This window comes from Corynebacterium pseudokroppenstedtii, assembly GCF_019754945.1.
Classification (GTDB): Bacteria; Actinomycetota; Actinomycetes; order Mycobacteriales; family Mycobacteriaceae; genus Corynebacterium; species Corynebacterium pseudokroppenstedtii.
The window spans coordinates 374,492-389,257 of the sequence record NZ_JAEUWU010000003.1 but is presented as its reverse complement, the minus strand read 5'-3'; the positions used below and the strand labels follow the sequence as shown (position 1 = coordinate 389,257).

The window sequence follows — 14,766 nt, the reverse complement described above, 5'->3', positions numbered from 1 at the left end:
GACATGCTCTCCCCGGCGCAAATCCCCTACCCTAGATATATGGAACACACCAGGCCCGCCCAATCCACAGAGACCACGACGTCCCCGGAACGCTATTTCCGTTTGTGGTCGCCCGACGCCACCGCCGCACGTGTTCATGTACGGCGTCCTCATGAACAACAGGATAGATCCAGCTCGCGCGAGCATAGTTCGTCGGCACTTCCCGCGTCGACTTCTACAGACTCCGACGACATTACCGGTGACGCCGACACGGTGGTCTACACCCTGCATCACACCGGGGAATGGTGGATCTCCGATATTCCGGCACAACCCGGTGACCGGTACGCCTTCTCCATCACCACTGATCCCGCTGCCAGCGACGACACAACGTCGACCAAAAATAGCGAGGCTATTGAATGGGTCGGGCCGTTTCCTGACCCATGCTCCGAGCGACAGCCGGACGGCGTCCACGGGTTCAGTGAAATATGGGAGCCGACATACGAATTCACCTGCACCCAGTGGCGTGGCCGCCCCTTGGAAGGATCCGTCCTCTACGAGCTTCACGTCGGAACATTTACTCCCGAAGGAACATTCGATGGACTCATCGGGAAGCTCCCCTACCTCAAGGATTTGGGAGTAACGACGATTGAGCTCATGCCTGTTGCCCCCTTCGGAGGCACGCGGAACTGGGGTTATGACGGGACCAATTGGTTTGCTGTCCAAGAGTCGTACGGCGGGCCGGACGGTCTGCGGAAACTGGTTGATGAGGCCCACCAGCATGGCATGGCCGTGTGCCTTGATGTCGTCTATAACCATTTCGGCCCCGACGGATATTATGGCGGCGCGTTCGCGCCCTACACTTCAGGCGGTTCAACCGGGTGGGGCGAGGTGGTCAACCTCGTCGGTGATCATTCAGACACTGTTCGGCGCCTGATCATGGACGCGATCCGACGCTGGTTCACCGAGTTCCGTATCGATGCCCTACGGCTCGACGCTGTTCACGCGTTCAACGACCCGGGTGCTCATCCGATCCTGGAGCAGATGAACGACGTGGCACGCGACGTGACAGCCCGTACCGGTATTCCCCGCACGCTCATTGCGGAATCAGACCAAAATGATCCGCGCATCGTGAGCCCCGTCGCCGCCGGTGGTTATGGGTTGGCCGGCCAGTGGTGTGATGATGTCCACCACGCCATTCATTCGGCGGTCTCCGGTGAGCACCACGCCTACTATGGTGATTTCGGGTCTCCTAAGGTTCTTGCTACGGCGCTGACCAGGGCCTTCTGGCATGATGGCCGCTATTCGCAGTTCCGTGGCCGGACGCATGGTCGGCCGATCCACCATGCGACACAACCTGCGTCGTCCTTTGTCACATATACGACGACTCACGATCAGACTGGCAACCGCGCGGCCGGCGACCGGCCGAGCATGAATCTCACGCCGGAGCAGCAAGTCGCGAAAGCCGCGCTTGTTTTCACTTCTCCCTACACGCCCATGCTCTTCGAAGGCGAAGAGTGGGGTGCCTCCACGCCATTTCCGTTCTTTGCTTCGCATGAATCCGATGAACTGAATGAATTGACCAAGGAGGGGCGCAAGCGCGAATTCGCACGCGCGGGATGGAGTGACGATGCTGTGCCTGATCCGTCTGCGCAATCAACATTTGATTCCGCACGGTTAGATTGGGACGAGCTCACCGAGGGTTCTCATCAGGCCATTCATGATGCGTACCGGAAGCTCATCGCGCTGAGGGAAGATTTCCCTCTCCTTCGCTCAGGTAACTTCGCGTCCATCTCAGTGTCGTGGCATGACGATAGTGGCAACCCTGCCGCGGCAGCTCACGGAGCCGACGTCAATGCCTCGGGTGCGCTTTCAACCCCGCCGGTTGTCGACGAATCACCCGGACGAGGTAGGTGGATCCGGGTAGATAGGTTCTCCCCGGTCACGAATACGGCTGTCCCCGCCGGTGGAGGTAAAACTGCATCGGCCCAGACCGACGGCGACAATGCTATATCTGCTTTCATCAACCTTGCCGACGAACCAGCCGATGTTCCGCTCCCCCACGGCAGCGACATTAACGACTGGACTGTCATCTTCCGCTTCGGCGGTTCAGAAGGCGAAGACGCGTCGTTAGCGACACACACGGCCACCACGCTGAAACCGTCGACGAATGGTAAAAGCACTGGTAAAGACGATGAGCCCCGCGTTACGCTAGGCCCCTGGGAAACGATCATTGTTGCGCGGTAGGCCGACAGAATAGGTCAATACGATAGGTCAGCCTACGAGCGAATAGTCAGACTCCCTAGGTCGAAACAGAAACTATCGACCTAGGGAGTTACCGTTCCGTGGGAACGGCTAGGCCACGATACCAGCGCCCAACGTGGCTTTAAGGTCACCCATCAGGGAACTCGAACGGTCCACCCGCAGGTGATTGCCCAGAACCATCATGGTGGAGTTGGCGCCGTCGACAAGGGTCAAATAAACATCGGAGTCGCCCTTATTCTCGACTAAAACTTTCTTTAGCCGGGCAATATTCTCCTTGGTGCATTGGTCAGTGCGCATCTTCAATTTCAGCGGACTCCCTTTGCCACCACCGTTGAGGCTCAAATCCGCTTGGGTGAGGTCGTCGCAAAAGACACTCATGCGGTCATCACGGTATTTAATATGCGCCTTAGCTTTAATAATCGTGTCTTCCACAATGAGTGGTGCCACTAATGCATAGAGTTTATTGAAAACGAGGATATCCACGGAAGCGCCGTTATGGTCCTCAATAGTGACAATGGCCCATGGGGAGCCATCTTTCTTCGAGAAACGACGGTCCACGGCGGAGATAATTCCGCCAATAACGACGTCCTGTTTATCCTTCAGCTCACCCGACAACACGGTGGTCAGTGGCGTATCCGTCTGAGCAGCTAATGTCTCTTCATACCCGTCAAGCGGATGTCCTGAGACATACAACCCGAGCATTTCGCGCTCTAAAGCCAACTTATGCTTACGGTCCCATTCCTGGTCAGGAACCTCAATGGAAAAGGCCGAATCTTCTTCCTCAGCTTCTCCACCTAGACCAGCGAAAAGATCGAACTGCCCCTTGTCCGCCGCTTTCTTGGTCGAAATGACGGAATCGACCGCGTCTTCATGGATCAAATAAAGCCCTTTACGCGGGTGCCCCATGGAATCGAATGCACCGGCTTTGATTAACGATTCGGTCACTCGTCGGTTACACGCAATAGTGTCGATCTTATTCAAATAGTCAGTGAAGTCTTTAAACGCACCTTTCTCCCGGCGCGTCGAAACAATCGACTCCACGACATCTTCACCAACATTGCGGACAGCGCCCAGACCAAAGCGAATATCCTTGCCCACTGACTGGAACGTGTATTTCGACGAATTAACGTCGGGAGACAACACATCAATACCCAAGTGACGGCAATCCGAAAGATAAATGGCAGACTTATCTTTTTTATCTGACACGGATGTCAAAAGAGCCGCCATGTACTCGGCTGTGTAATTCGCCTTCAAATATGCCGTCCAGAAGGACACTAATCCGTAACCGGCGGCGTGAGACTTGTTAAAGGCGTAACCGGCGAACGGCAGAATCACTTTCCACAGGGTATTAATAGCGTCGTCCGAATAGCCGTTCTCTTTCATTCCGGCTTCGAAACTGACACGTTCTTTCGCCAGAACCTCGGGCTTCTTCTTACCCATCGCTTTTCGGAAGCTATCAGCTTGGCCCGCGGAATAATTGGCTACCTTCTGCGAGATCTTCATGATCTGCTCCTGGTAGACAATCAGGCCGTAGGTCTCCGCCAGAATGTCTCGAAGCGGTTCCTCCAATTCAGGGTGAATCGGGGTGATCTTTTCACGCCCGTTCTTACGGTCGGCGTAGGACCAATGCGCACCCTCACCCATCGGTCCTGGGCGGTAGAGCGCCAACGCCGCAACAATATCCGAGAATTCGGTTGGGCCCATGCGTTTGAGCAGCTCACGCATACCACCACTATCCAGCTGGAACACGCCGAGAGTATCGCCGCGCGAGAGCAACTCATACGTCGGCTCGTCGACAACAGAGAGGCCCTCAAGGTCGAGGTCCTCTCCTCTGTTTTCTTTGATGTTCTCAATGCAGTCGCCGATAACGGTGAGGTTTCGCAGCCCCAGGAAGTCCATCTTCAACAGGCCAATGGCCTCACACGCCGGGTATGGCCAGCCGGTGATGATCGCCCCGTCTTGGGCGCGCTTCCACATGGGGATGTGGTCGAGCAATGGCACCGACGCCATAATCACGGCACAGGCGTGAACACCAGCCTGACGGACGACGCCCTCGAGACCCCGAGCCGTGTCGAAAATCTTCTTCACATCGGGATCGGTTTCGATGAGCTGGCGAACCTCAGCGGCCTCGCTGTAGCGGGGGTGCTCAGGGTCGACGATGCCGGACAAAGGAATGTCCTTCGCCATGATGGGCGCCGGCAGGGCCTTCGTAATCCGCTCCGCCATTTGGAAACCCGGTTGCCCGAAGTGCGCGCGAGCAGAGTCTTTCAACGCTTGCTTCGTCTTCACCGTGCCGAAGGTAATAACCTGAGCGACCTTGTCTTCACCCCAGTTATCTGCCGCATAGCGGATCATCTCACCGCGGCGACGATCGTCGAAGTCGATATCGATATCAGGTGCCGACGGGCGCTCAGGGTTAAGGAATCGCTCGAACAACAATCCGTGCTGGAGCGGATCGATATTCGTAATAGTCAACGCGTACGCAACCAAGGATCCTGCAGCTGAACCACGGCCGGGCCCCACGCGAATACCGACCCGGCGCGCGTGCTTGATCAGATCGGCCACGACGAGGAAGTAGCTGGGGTAGCCCTTGAAATCGATGACACCGATTTCGTACTTGGCCCGATCGGTGTACTCCTGCGGAACGGGCTGGCCCTCGAAGCGCTTTTTCAGGCCTTGTTCAACTTCGTGGGTGAGCCACGACGTCGGCGTGTAGCCCTCTGGGACGTCGTATTTCGGCATGCGATCGTGGGTGTGGGGCTCCCAAATTTCGCTGTAATCCCCGACGCGCTCGGCGATAAGCAGGGTGTTATCGCACCCACCGGGGACCATGTCGTCCCACGTATCTCGCATCTCCCGGGCCGATTTCAGGTAGTAGCCGTCACCGTTAAAGGCAAAGCGGTTACCGCCTTGGTCCAAGGTGGGTTCGTTCATCGTCGAACCCGTTTGCACACACAGCATCACTTCGTGTGACCGGGCCTGGTCCTTGGTGACGTAGTGGCAATCGTTCGTCACCAGCGGAGGGATGTTGAGCTTTCGGCCAATTTCTAATAACTCATTACGGACCCGCTGCTCGATCTCGATACCGTGGTCCATGAGCTCCAGGAAATAATTGTCTTTCCCGTAAATGTCCTGCCATTTGGCGGCCGCTTTGAGCGCTTCGTCGAACTGCCCGAGCCGGAGGCGGGTTTGAACTTCACCAGACGGGCACGCCGTCGTAGCGATGATTCCCTCGGAATGCTCTGCGATCAGCTCAGCATCCATGCGAGGCCATTTACCAAGCTGCCCCTCATACGACGCCATCGAGGACAGGTAAAAGAGGTTTTTCAGTCCGGTGGCATTCTCCGCGATCATCGTTTGGTGCAGGTAAGCACCCGAGGCCGACACGTCGTCACGCTTCTGGTGGGCTTCACCCCACCGAACGCGCTTTTTATTAAAGCGGGAGTCGGGGGCCATATAGCATTCGACGCCGATAATGGGCTTGATGTCGTTCGCCGTCATGGCGCGGTAGAAAGCGTCGGATCCGAACATGTTGCCGTGGTCGGTCATTCCGACTGCCGGCATGTTCTGCCGTTTTACTTCGTCCACCAGCAGGTCAACCTTGGCCATTCCGTCGAGCATTGAATACTCAGTGTGGTTATGCAGGTGAACAAAGGAAGAATTGGCCATGCTCGCGATCATAGGGGGCATTTCTAGTGTGGTCGAGTGTCCAGGTCAGGGCATTTTTGTGGCGAGGTCACCCCCGTCGATAGGTCTTCTCTCTGGGGCATTTGCCGTCTTTTCGAGAAAAACCGCACGCCCTACTCCAAGAACCGTTAATGTGACTGCTATCACTCCACAGCTTCCGTCACAGAGCCGTCACTGCACCGTGAGCGTCTTTCCAACGCACGGTCTGCAGAAGGCTCCCGACGGTAGAGCACACACGTACACCATCGACCCGTGAAAGCAACCCGAACGAAAGCAGGGCGTCATGAACTCGCCGAAATCAACACCACCCCCGTCGCAATCGAATAACGAGGCATCAACGCGATTGTCCAACGCGTTCACCGCAGCAAAGCGCCGGTTAAACTCTGCCTTCTCTGCAGCAGACGATGCCACGGAGCGCGCGCGGAAAAGCGGCGGAGTCATCGTCGAGACGATGAAAGATGGTTTACGCCCCAGTGCTCCACAGAGCGGGGTCTATCACCATAACTATGGTGTTCCTCAAAAGGTGCGCGAGGCCGTTGCACGCTACAGTGCTCCGCTCACGGTGCTGGATTTGGATGCTTTCCGTGCCAATGCCAAGGACATGGTGACGCGATCCAATGGCACACCGATACGTGTGAGCAGCAAGTCCCTCAGGATGAAGAACGCCATCAAGGAAGCCCTTGCCCAACCGGGGTTTTCGGGTGTGCAGGCCTATTCTCTCCAAGAAGCCATTTGGCTGGTAAAAGACGGGGTATCAGACGACGTGTTGGTTGGTACCCCCACCACAGATAAAGACGCCCTGCACGAAATTGCTAACGACGAACAGCTCGCACGCGCCATCACACTAACTGCGGATTCGCCCGAGCACCTCAATTTTCTCGATTCGGTGACCGATCCCGAGAATCGCCATGAGCTCCGCATCTGTTTAGATGTCGATGCTGCCCTCGTGATTGGGCGCGGCATGTACATTCCCGGGCTTTCTTCGGGAGAAGCGACAAAACTGTGGACAACGCAGCCCATTGACAAGGACTTTTCGCTCCGAATCGGAGCACTCCGCTCACCCATTCATGGAATCCGCGACGCGCAATCCTTCGTCAAAGAAATCTGGGGACGAAAGAACATGAAGGTCGTCGGAATCCTTGCCTTCGAGAGCCAGATTTCCGACGAAGGCGACGCGGGAACTGGTGTCCGGCCGACGATGCGACGAATTATGCAGTCGCTGTCCCGCGGTGAAATTGCGAGCCGACGACAAGAAATCGTCAACGGCGTCGATTTCGCCCTGATGTCCGCGGGCCTTGATCAGTTAGAGTTCGTCAACGGTGGCGGCACCGGATCATTGGAGTCGACGGGAACGGAAAGCGCTGTGACGGAAATTGCCGCCGGTTCCGGGCTTATTGGCCCTGGTTTACTCGATCATTTTCGCAGTTTCCAACCCCACCCGGCCTGCTGGTTCGTATTGCCCGTTATCCGACGTCCCGGCAAAGGAATCATCGTCGTGGCTGGCGGAGGGCGTGTCGCGTCGGGAACCCCTAGCCACGACAAACTTCCTGTCATCGATTTCCCCACAGAACTGGAATTCGCTCCGCGAGAAGGTGCCGGAGAAGTCCAAACTGCACTAATCGGCCCCGCCAGCGATGGTTTAGCCTTTGGCGATAAGGTCTGGCTCCGTCATGCCAAAGCCGGAGAGGCGATGGAATGGACGAATTCGGTTCTAGTGGTATCCGGCGGAGAAGTCGTCGATACATGGACGACGTATCGCGGTGAAGGTTTCGCTTTTTAGGTAAAAGGTCTTGACCCGAAGGCCCCCACCAGCGACGATTACGACGACGCGGCACGCACGCGATGTACCCGTTTTCGTGACATCAAGGCCAAGTCTGTGACGAAGAATCCGACGCTAATCCAAATAATGATGAAACCGAGCCACCGGCCAAGGCTGAACGATTCCTGTGTCACGAAAACGGCCCACAGCATCTGCAAAACGGGGGTGAGATACTGCAGCATTCCCAAGGATGTCAGTGAAATCTGCTGGGCCGCGTACCCAAAGAGCAGCAAGGGCACGGCTGTGACGATCCCGGCTGTCATCAGCAATAAGGTGTGGCTGATTCCCTCTGTGGTGAATGTTCCGTCGTGTTGCTGGCCCAGAATGAGCAAATACACGGTCGCGACTGGCGCAATACATAACGTTTCACACGTTAGAGAAATCATTGGAGTCAGGGGAACTCGTTTTTTCAGCAAGCCATAGAAGCCAAAACTGAATGCGAGGGCCAACGAAATAACGGGAGGATGCCCCAGGTCAACGGTGAGAACAGCGACCGCTACCACGGCAATTCCGACGGATAGCCACTGCAGCGGACGGAGCCGTTCCGCCAAGAAAAATACCCCGAGAAGAACGCTGACTAGAGGGTTGATGAAATAGCCCAGCGCGGCATCGGCGACGTGGTCCGAATTAACCGCCACAATGTAGGTCCCCCAGTTCACTGCGATGAGCACCGCGGCGGCAAACACCGTCACCCATACTCGCCAAGGAATCCTTAGTAGTTTCTTGAGCTGTCCGCTGAACAGCACGATGGCGAGCATGAAAACGAGGGTCCATACAAATCGGTGCGCCAAGATTTCCAGAGGCGACGCCGGTTTGAGAAGAGGAAAGAACGCGGGGAACAGTCCCCACAACACGTAACATGCCCAGGCCCATAACACGTGAATGATGGTAGCGGAGACCTAAGACTCTTTACAGACGACGGTCACCAGTGGGTGAAGGAAGAGTAATGGGGTTCACATCATCCTGAGATGTCGTCGAATCTTGAGCTGCATTCGGAAAATCCTCAACACCCGCAATAGTAGGATTTCTTACTCCGATCCGCCCCCACACAGCATCGGAAGGCAGCGCTTCCACAGCAAACGTCTTCTTCCGGATAGCCCGAAGCTGATCCAATGTCCCATACACAATGACACCGGGGATCTCGTCGTCGTTGGACGTGTCTTCGAGCTCATTGGCCCACTGCACCTGGTCAGAAAATAGTTTCTCCAGCGGATACCCGGGAGTCGGATTGGGAATTCCGGAAACCACCCCCGGCCCTACCAACACCGACCCCGCTCTGACATTGCTGCCTTCCAAGGCTTCCGTGGCTTTCGCGGGTGTTGTTGGCGGATTGAAGGTCACTAACGCCCAGTGTTTACTGTCTTTCGCCCCCCGACCGGATGACGTCTGGTGCCCCGTACTATCCGAACCGTTATTCGCCTTGTCACTCTCAGCGGTCTCAGACTGCAGCGTCGCATCCGAGCGCTGCTGATACTGCGCCATGGTTTCATCCTCGGGGCCAAGCGTGTCGCCATTGATCGCCATGGTCGATGAGGTGGTATCCGGACGGACCATCATAATGATAAAAACGGTCACCAACAGGCCGACTGCCACTAGGGCAGCAATATTCCATCCCATGCTGCGCTCACCAGCAGCCTTTGCAGGGCTGGCCTCCGACGTCTGATCCCGACTCCGGTCTGAGACCTCAGATAACGGGTCTTTAGTGACGGAACCGGGACGTTGAGCTCCCCAATTAATACGGCTGGTCGACGAGGAAAAAGCGGTCGACGAAGATGACGAAGAAACATTCGACGAAGGAGCCGTCGAAGGAGGCGACGCGGATTGAAACGACGCGGATGACGGCTGCGCAGATGGAGAAGCGCTAGGTGAAGCCCACTCATCAGCCTTCACCGAGGAAAGCGACGGCGAACGCCCCGCACCTGGAACCCATGCTCCCGACCCAGAACGTCGCGATGTGGATCCACGGCGGTGCCGGTTGTGACTGCGTGGGTCATAGCTATGACGGTTGTGGCTATCCATCAAGCATCCCGTTATCACGCCGGAGCGTGGTTAAAGCGTGATCCAAATCCGCAGGATACGGGGATTCCACCACCATGTAATGGCCATCAGGGTGGGTAAAGCCTAAGGAAACCGCATGGAGCCACTGCCGTGACAGGCCCAAATGCTCAGTCAACTTCGGATCAGACCCATACATCGGGTCACCGCAACACGGGTGATGCAGCGCAGAGAAGTGGACGCGGATCTGATGCGTCCGCCCCGTTTCGAGATGAACCGACACCAACGTCGCTTCCCGAAAAGCCTCCATGGTCGAATAATGCGTTACCGCTCGTTTGCCGTCCGAACGGACGGCAAACTTCCACCCTGCACCAGGATGCCGAGCGATAGGCGCATCAATCGTGCCCACCGTCGGGTCTGGATGTCCTTGGACCAGGGCGTGGTACGTCTTATCGACGGTGCGATCCCGAAACGACTGCTTGAGCAGCGAATATGCCCGCTCCGACGCCGCAACAATCATGACTCCGGACGTGCCCACATCGAGGCGCTGGACAATGCCTTGCCTCTCCGGCGGCCCCGATGTCGACACGCGAAATCCAGCGGCACGCAGTCCTGAGGTCACGGTCGGGCCATCCCACCCCATCGTCGGATGAGCAGCCACCCCTACCGGCTTATCAACGACGATGACGTCGCTATCGCTGTACAGAATGTCCATGCCCTCAACCTCACGGGCAGGCTCATCTGCGATCGATCGCGACTCCGGCAGAGTGACATCCAACCACGAATCCGTCGTCAAGCGATCGGATTTAGAAGCAGGAACACCGTCGATAAGAATGTCTCCCGATGATGCGAGATCGGCAACAACCGTGCGAGATAGGCCGAGTAACTTTGACAAGCCCGAATCGACGCGGAGACCGTCAAGCCCCACGGGAACAGGCATGCGCCGAGAATCACGCATTATTTCACTCACCTACCTATTATTGCGCTTCCCTCTGTCTACCACCGAAGAGAACCCCAGCAATATAAAGCACCACGCCAATGGTGATCGCCGAATCTGCCAGATTGAAAATTGCGAAACGACCCACCGAAATGAAGTCCACCACGTGCCCGACGCCGAAACCGGGACTCCGAAAAAGGCGATCCAGAAGATTACCCAGCGCACCGCCACCGATCAGACCGAAGGCTAACGTTTCCCACCTCGCCTTCATGCGTGGGGCCCACACCAGCACGGCGATGACGGCGAGGACCTGGATCACGGTGAACACGATCGTTGCACTGCTGCCCATACTAAAGGCTGCCCCCGAATTACGGATGAGGTACAGACGAAAACCCGGAATGATCGTATACGCGTGTCCGGGTGTAAGAACCGCCACAAGGAGCGATTTCACCAGTTGATCAACAATCGCCACCGCCGTCACGATGCCCAGGACAATCCATCGATTCACGCAGACCATAGTAACGGAGTGTCGCCCTATCACCCCATGCCGCTACGTCATGTCCAGGGTCGTCGGTAAAATTGACGACGTGAATGTCATGCTCCGTCGAATCGCTGCCGCTGGAAGTGCCATACTCCTCTTATTCGCGACAGGTTGTGGCTCAGATAGTAACGACGCTAAAAAACAGAATTCCGCCACCGTGAACCTGGAGGCAACCGTCGTTACTGTGACAAAGCCCGGGGAACAACCGCAGTCGAAGCTCACATATGACCTCAGTGACTCTGACCAGCACGGAACGATGGACGTGACACAAGGATTCGGGCAGGAAACCAATGCCGACAAGGTGCCGGACGTGACGTCCACGACGATGACGCTGCCCTACACCGCGAAACGGGACACCATCACACTCGGAAAACCGACTGGGTCTAACGACAAGCTCAATTCCGATATTGCGACCGCCCAAGGGTTCACACTGAAGACGAATAATTCCCCCAGCGGCATTAAGTCTGAAGCAACCTTCACTGCCCCTGAGAAGGCGACGGAAACCGCGCGCGCCTCCATTGAACGCGCGCTCACACAATACCTCTCTACCCCCGTCGTGTTCCCCACTGATCCGGTGGGCATCGGGGCTCAATGGGACGTCCGGATTAAAGTAAACGACCCTTCACCTGCAGTGAAGACGATTACCTACACACTGAAGAACCATAACGGCAATACCGTCGAACTCGAGGCCAGCGTTCAACAACGCCCAAGTACCACGTCCCTCTCCCTCTCGGAAGCGCCTGATGTGCCGTCCGATACGAAGGGCTCACTGGATGTCAAAGACTCGTCGACCAGCACCCACGTCGGCACAGTCACCGTTGACCTGACGAAGCCGATCCCGGTCAAGGGCTCCATCGACACCACGACGATCACGACCTATGCCGGCGACACCAGCGGACAGTCTGACGACAAGTCGCCCGCACCCGAGAAAAACTCAACGGCGGGCGGGACGTCGATTATTCAAAAGAACCAGCGTGCGATGACGTGGAAGTAGGTTACACATCATGCCAGTTTCAGCGAGCACACCCGACGACGTGACCGCGTCACCGCAGGAGACGCCCGGTCAGCCCTCTGCCACACCCCCACGCATTGTTGTCCTCGGCACCGGGGGCACGATTTCCTGCACCCACGACTCGTCCGGGGCACTAGTGCCGACGTTGTCGACGCAGGAAATCGTCGATCCGGTAGTTCAACGCTTTGAGGGCAATGTCATCGTCGAAGCGCGTGACATCGCCCAGCTCGACAGCTCCTCAATCACATTCGACGATTACGACACTATCAATGCGGCTATTAAAGAGGCGCTCAGCGGCCCTGAGGTCACCGGTGTCGTCGTTACGCACGGAACCGACTCGATGGAGGAATCAGCTATCGCGGCAGATATTGTTCACAATGATTCCCGTCCGGTCATTTTCACTGGTGCACAACGACCCGCCGACCACCCCGAGGCCGACGGGCCCGGGAACTTATTCGAATCAATCGTCATCGCAACAGATAATTCTGCTCGCGACATTGGAGTGCTGATCGTCTTCGGACATGCGGTCATTCCCGCACGTGGAGCGGTGAAATGGCACACATCCGATCCGCTTGCTTTTGCGACCAACGCACCCGACGAACCACCACGGCCACGCCCGTTACCCAAGGTCACATTCGCAGGACATCGTGTCGACATCATTCCGGCATACCCTGGAGCCGACGCAAGCCTGCTAAACGCGGCTATCGACGCCGGCACCGAGGGACTCGTTATCGAGGGCATGGGCGCGGGAAATGTCGGCGACGCCTTAGCGACGGCGATCACATCCGCGCTGAAACAGGGAATTCCTGTCGTGATGGCGAGCCGTGTCCCGCGAGGAAACGTCAATCCCCTATACGGTGGCGACGGCGGCGGGCTGACTCTCTCTCGGCAGGGCGTTATCGGTGCCGGGTCCGTTCATGCTGGTCAAGCGCGAATTATCCTTGCTGCAGCCATTGACGCTGAGGTCCATCCGCAAACGTTATTTGACGTGTAATCATTCACCATCAGCTAGCCCTAGCCAATCGCCCCACTCGAGGCTATCGATGGGATTTGCACGAGTGAGCTCCGGCGTATCGACTGGAAAGCTTCGTACCGGCCCTTTCCCCGTCGTGCGCGTTTCGAACCGAACACTCACCACTCCATGCCCCGAACCTTGGACCCACCCATGGCCGTACTCAGGATGATAAACATCGATCGTCGCAGGCCACACAGATGTTTCCGTGTGGGGTGCATCCGTCGGAGCACCATCGAACCCAGATTTCTCCGAGTCCTCTTCCGTCGAGGCATCCACGAGTTCGTCACTATCGACGGACGCCGTCGGAGTATTCGCCGCTGAGACAACTCCTGCTTCGAAATCACTATCAGCCTCCGTAAGGGCTCGATAGTCTGCTCCCTGTGACGGATCGAGATCCGGGAACAATGCTTCCTGGCGAGCAGATTCCAGCCCTGAGAGGGACACCCCAACCAGGCGAACAGCACCAAAAACAGCAGGATCGGCGGCGAGGCGGCTGGCCACGCGGTATAGCACGTCCCAATCCGTCGTCGAAAAAGGAAGTGTTTCTGACCGTGTGTGCTGCTCGAAATCGGCCCGTTTAAGCTTGACCGTCACCGTGCGGGCCCCACGGCCATCATTCATGAGGCGACGGTGGGCCTTCGTCAAGGCCGCGCGTATGCCCTCGTCCACCCCATCCAGGGTGGTGACGTCGTCGCTGAACGTCGATTCCGACGACACTTGCTTCGCTTCCGCCCGCGGCGCAACAGGGCGTGGATCATGCCCCTGAGCAAGCAACCACAAGGCTGGCCCATTCGTTTTCCCCAACGTCATTTCCACATCGGTTCTGGACATACGGGCGAATTGCTCGATCGTCCTCACTCCGATGTCGGCCAATTTAGCTTCGGCTACCGGGCCAATTCCCCACAGCTTTCGCACCGGCAGCGGGTCGAGAATTGTGTGCTGGTCATGCACGGGAATGACAAAGGTTCCATCGGGCTTGGCCAAACCCGACCCTATCTTGGCGAACTGCTTCCCAGCTCCCGCTCCCACCGACGACGGCAGCCCGGTTTCCTCCCTAATGCGCTTCCTCAAATGCCCCGCCCAGTGACGGACCTCATCGGGAGTGGCGCCGCCCAGCTCGTCTGGCTCCATGAAGGCTTCGTCCACACTGAGCTGCTCAATCAGCCCGGCCTCTTCGCGAAGAATCTTCATGACCCGTCGAGACGCGGTTTTATACACATCAAAACGCGGCCTCACGGTGATCCCGGAGTACCCGACTAAGCGACGGGCACGCATCATGGGCATCGCCGAATGGACACCGAACACGCGGGCCTCATAGGAGGCTCCGGCGACGACACCGCGACCGGACACTCCGCCGACCAAAACCGGGCGGCCACGCAGGGTCGGCCGAGTTAATTGCTCACACGAGGCGAAGAAAGCATCCATGTCGATATGGAGAACCCACCGATGCTGGCTGGCATCGTCGTGCGTGGTGTTCGCCATATCTCTACAGATGTCATCCTTTCAGACTAAAGCCACT

10 protein-coding genes are annotated in these 14,766 nt (G+C 57.2%); 4 read left to right on the top strand and 6 right to left on the bottom strand.

The genetic code is table 11. The annotated features are described in order from the left end of the window. The first annotated feature begins 39 nt into the window (after positions 1 to 39). Positions 40 to 2,223, top strand: a complete 2,184-nt coding sequence (gene treZ / locus JMN36_RS06890; protein WP_204088340.1) for a malto-oligosyltrehalose trehalohydrolase — start codon at positions 40 to 42, stop codon at positions 2,221 to 2,223. A 108-nt stretch (positions 2,224 to 2,331) separates the two neighbouring features. Here treZ and dnaE read toward each other — a convergent pair whose 3' ends face one another. Then, the gene (gene dnaE / locus JMN36_RS06885) at positions 2,332 to 5,910 is read right to left on the bottom strand and encodes a DNA polymerase III subunit alpha (RefSeq protein WP_221924079.1); all 3,579 of its coding nucleotides are present in this window, start codon (positions 5,908 to 5,910) and stop codon (positions 2,332 to 2,334) included. 301 nt (positions 5,911 to 6,211) lie between these two features. Here dnaE and JMN36_RS06880 point away from each other — a divergent pair, with 301 nt between their 5' ends. Then, the gene (locus JMN36_RS06880) at positions 6,212 to 7,708 is read left to right on the top strand and encodes a type III PLP-dependent enzyme domain-containing protein (RefSeq protein WP_239091387.1); all 1,497 of its coding nucleotides are present in this window, start codon (positions 6,212 to 6,214) and stop codon (positions 7,706 to 7,708) included. Positions 7,709 to 7,746: 38 nt separating this feature from the next. Here JMN36_RS06880 and rarD read toward each other — a convergent pair whose 3' ends face one another. The 4 genes from rarD to lspA are packed head-to-tail and all read right to left on the bottom strand — an operon-like array spanning position 7,747 to position 11,196. Then, positions 7,747 to 8,625, bottom strand: coding sequence for an EamA family transporter RarD (gene rarD / locus JMN36_RS06875; RefSeq protein WP_204088338.1), 879 nt, complete (start codon positions 8,623 to 8,625; stop codon positions 7,747 to 7,749). Between the two features lie 31 nt (positions 8,626 to 8,656). Continuing rightward, positions 8,657 to 9,766 (bottom strand): hypothetical protein, encoded by a 1,110-nt coding sequence (locus tag JMN36_RS06870; protein ID WP_221924078.1) that lies wholly within the window; start codon positions 9,764 to 9,766, stop codon positions 8,657 to 8,659. After that, positions 9,759 to 10,700, bottom strand: a complete 942-nt coding sequence (locus JMN36_RS06865) for an RluA family pseudouridine synthase (RefSeq protein ID WP_204088336.1) — start codon at positions 10,698 to 10,700, stop codon at positions 9,759 to 9,761. The genes JMN36_RS06870 and JMN36_RS06865 overlap by 8 nt, the downstream gene beginning before the upstream one ends. A 19-nt stretch (positions 10,701 to 10,719) precedes the next feature. Next, positions 10,720 to 11,196 carry a signal peptidase II gene (gene lspA, locus JMN36_RS06860; protein WP_204088335.1) on the bottom strand — a complete coding sequence of 159 codons (477 nt, stop codon included), beginning with the start codon at positions 11,194 to 11,196 and terminating at the stop codon, positions 10,720 to 10,722. A 79-nt stretch (positions 11,197 to 11,275) separates the two neighbouring features. Here lspA and JMN36_RS06855 point away from each other — a divergent pair, with 79 nt between their 5' ends. Continuing rightward, on the top strand, positions 11,276 to 12,214 hold the full coding sequence (locus tag JMN36_RS06855; RefSeq protein ID WP_236881664.1) for a DUF6263 family protein: 939 nt from the start codon (positions 11,276 to 11,278) through the stop codon (positions 12,212 to 12,214). 10 nt (positions 12,215 to 12,224) lie between these two features. Further along, positions 12,225 to 13,226 (top strand): asparaginase, encoded by a 1,002-nt coding sequence (locus tag JMN36_RS06850; protein ID WP_236881647.1) that lies wholly within the window; start codon positions 12,225 to 12,227, stop codon positions 13,224 to 13,226. Here JMN36_RS06850 and JMN36_RS06845 read toward each other — a convergent pair whose 3' ends face one another. Continuing rightward, the gene (locus JMN36_RS06845; protein WP_221924076.1) at positions 13,227 to 14,729 is read right to left on the bottom strand and encodes a DNA polymerase IV; all 1,503 of its coding nucleotides are present in this window, start codon (positions 14,727 to 14,729) and stop codon (positions 13,227 to 13,229) included. It abuts the gene before it with no gap. Between the last annotated feature and the right edge of the window lie 37 nt (positions 14,730 to 14,766).

Excerpts from the sequence above, each read along its gene's own strand:
- treZ (WP_204088340.1), top strand. The coding sequence starts at position 40 with ATGGAACACACCAGGCCCGCCCAATCCACAGAGACCACGACGTCCCCG.
- dnaE (WP_221924079.1), bottom strand. The coding sequence starts at position 5,910 with ATGGCCAATTCTTCCTTTGTTCACCTGCATAACCACACTGAGTATTCA.
- JMN36_RS06880 (WP_239091387.1), top strand. The coding sequence starts at position 6,212 with ATGAACTCGCCGAAATCAACACCACCCCCGTCGCAATCGAATAACGAG.
- JMN36_RS06870 (WP_221924078.1), bottom strand. The coding sequence starts at position 9,766 with ATGGATAGCCACAACCGTCATAGCTATGACCCACGCAGTCACAACCGG.
- JMN36_RS06865 (WP_204088336.1), bottom strand. The coding sequence starts at position 10,700 with ATGCGTGATTCTCGGCGCATGCCTGTTCCCGTGGGGCTTGACGGTCTC.
- lspA (WP_204088335.1), bottom strand. The coding sequence starts at position 11,196 with ATGGTCTGCGTGAATCGATGGATTGTCCTGGGCATCGTGACGGCGGTG.
- JMN36_RS06855 (WP_236881664.1), top strand. The coding sequence starts at position 11,276 with ATGCTCCGTCGAATCGCTGCCGCTGGAAGTGCCATACTCCTCTTATTC.
- JMN36_RS06850 (WP_236881647.1), top strand. The coding sequence starts at position 12,225 with ATGCCAGTTTCAGCGAGCACACCCGACGACGTGACCGCGTCACCGCAG.
- JMN36_RS06845 (WP_221924076.1), bottom strand. The coding sequence starts at position 14,729 with ATGGCGAACACCACGCACGACGATGCCAGCCAGCATCGGTGGGTTCTC.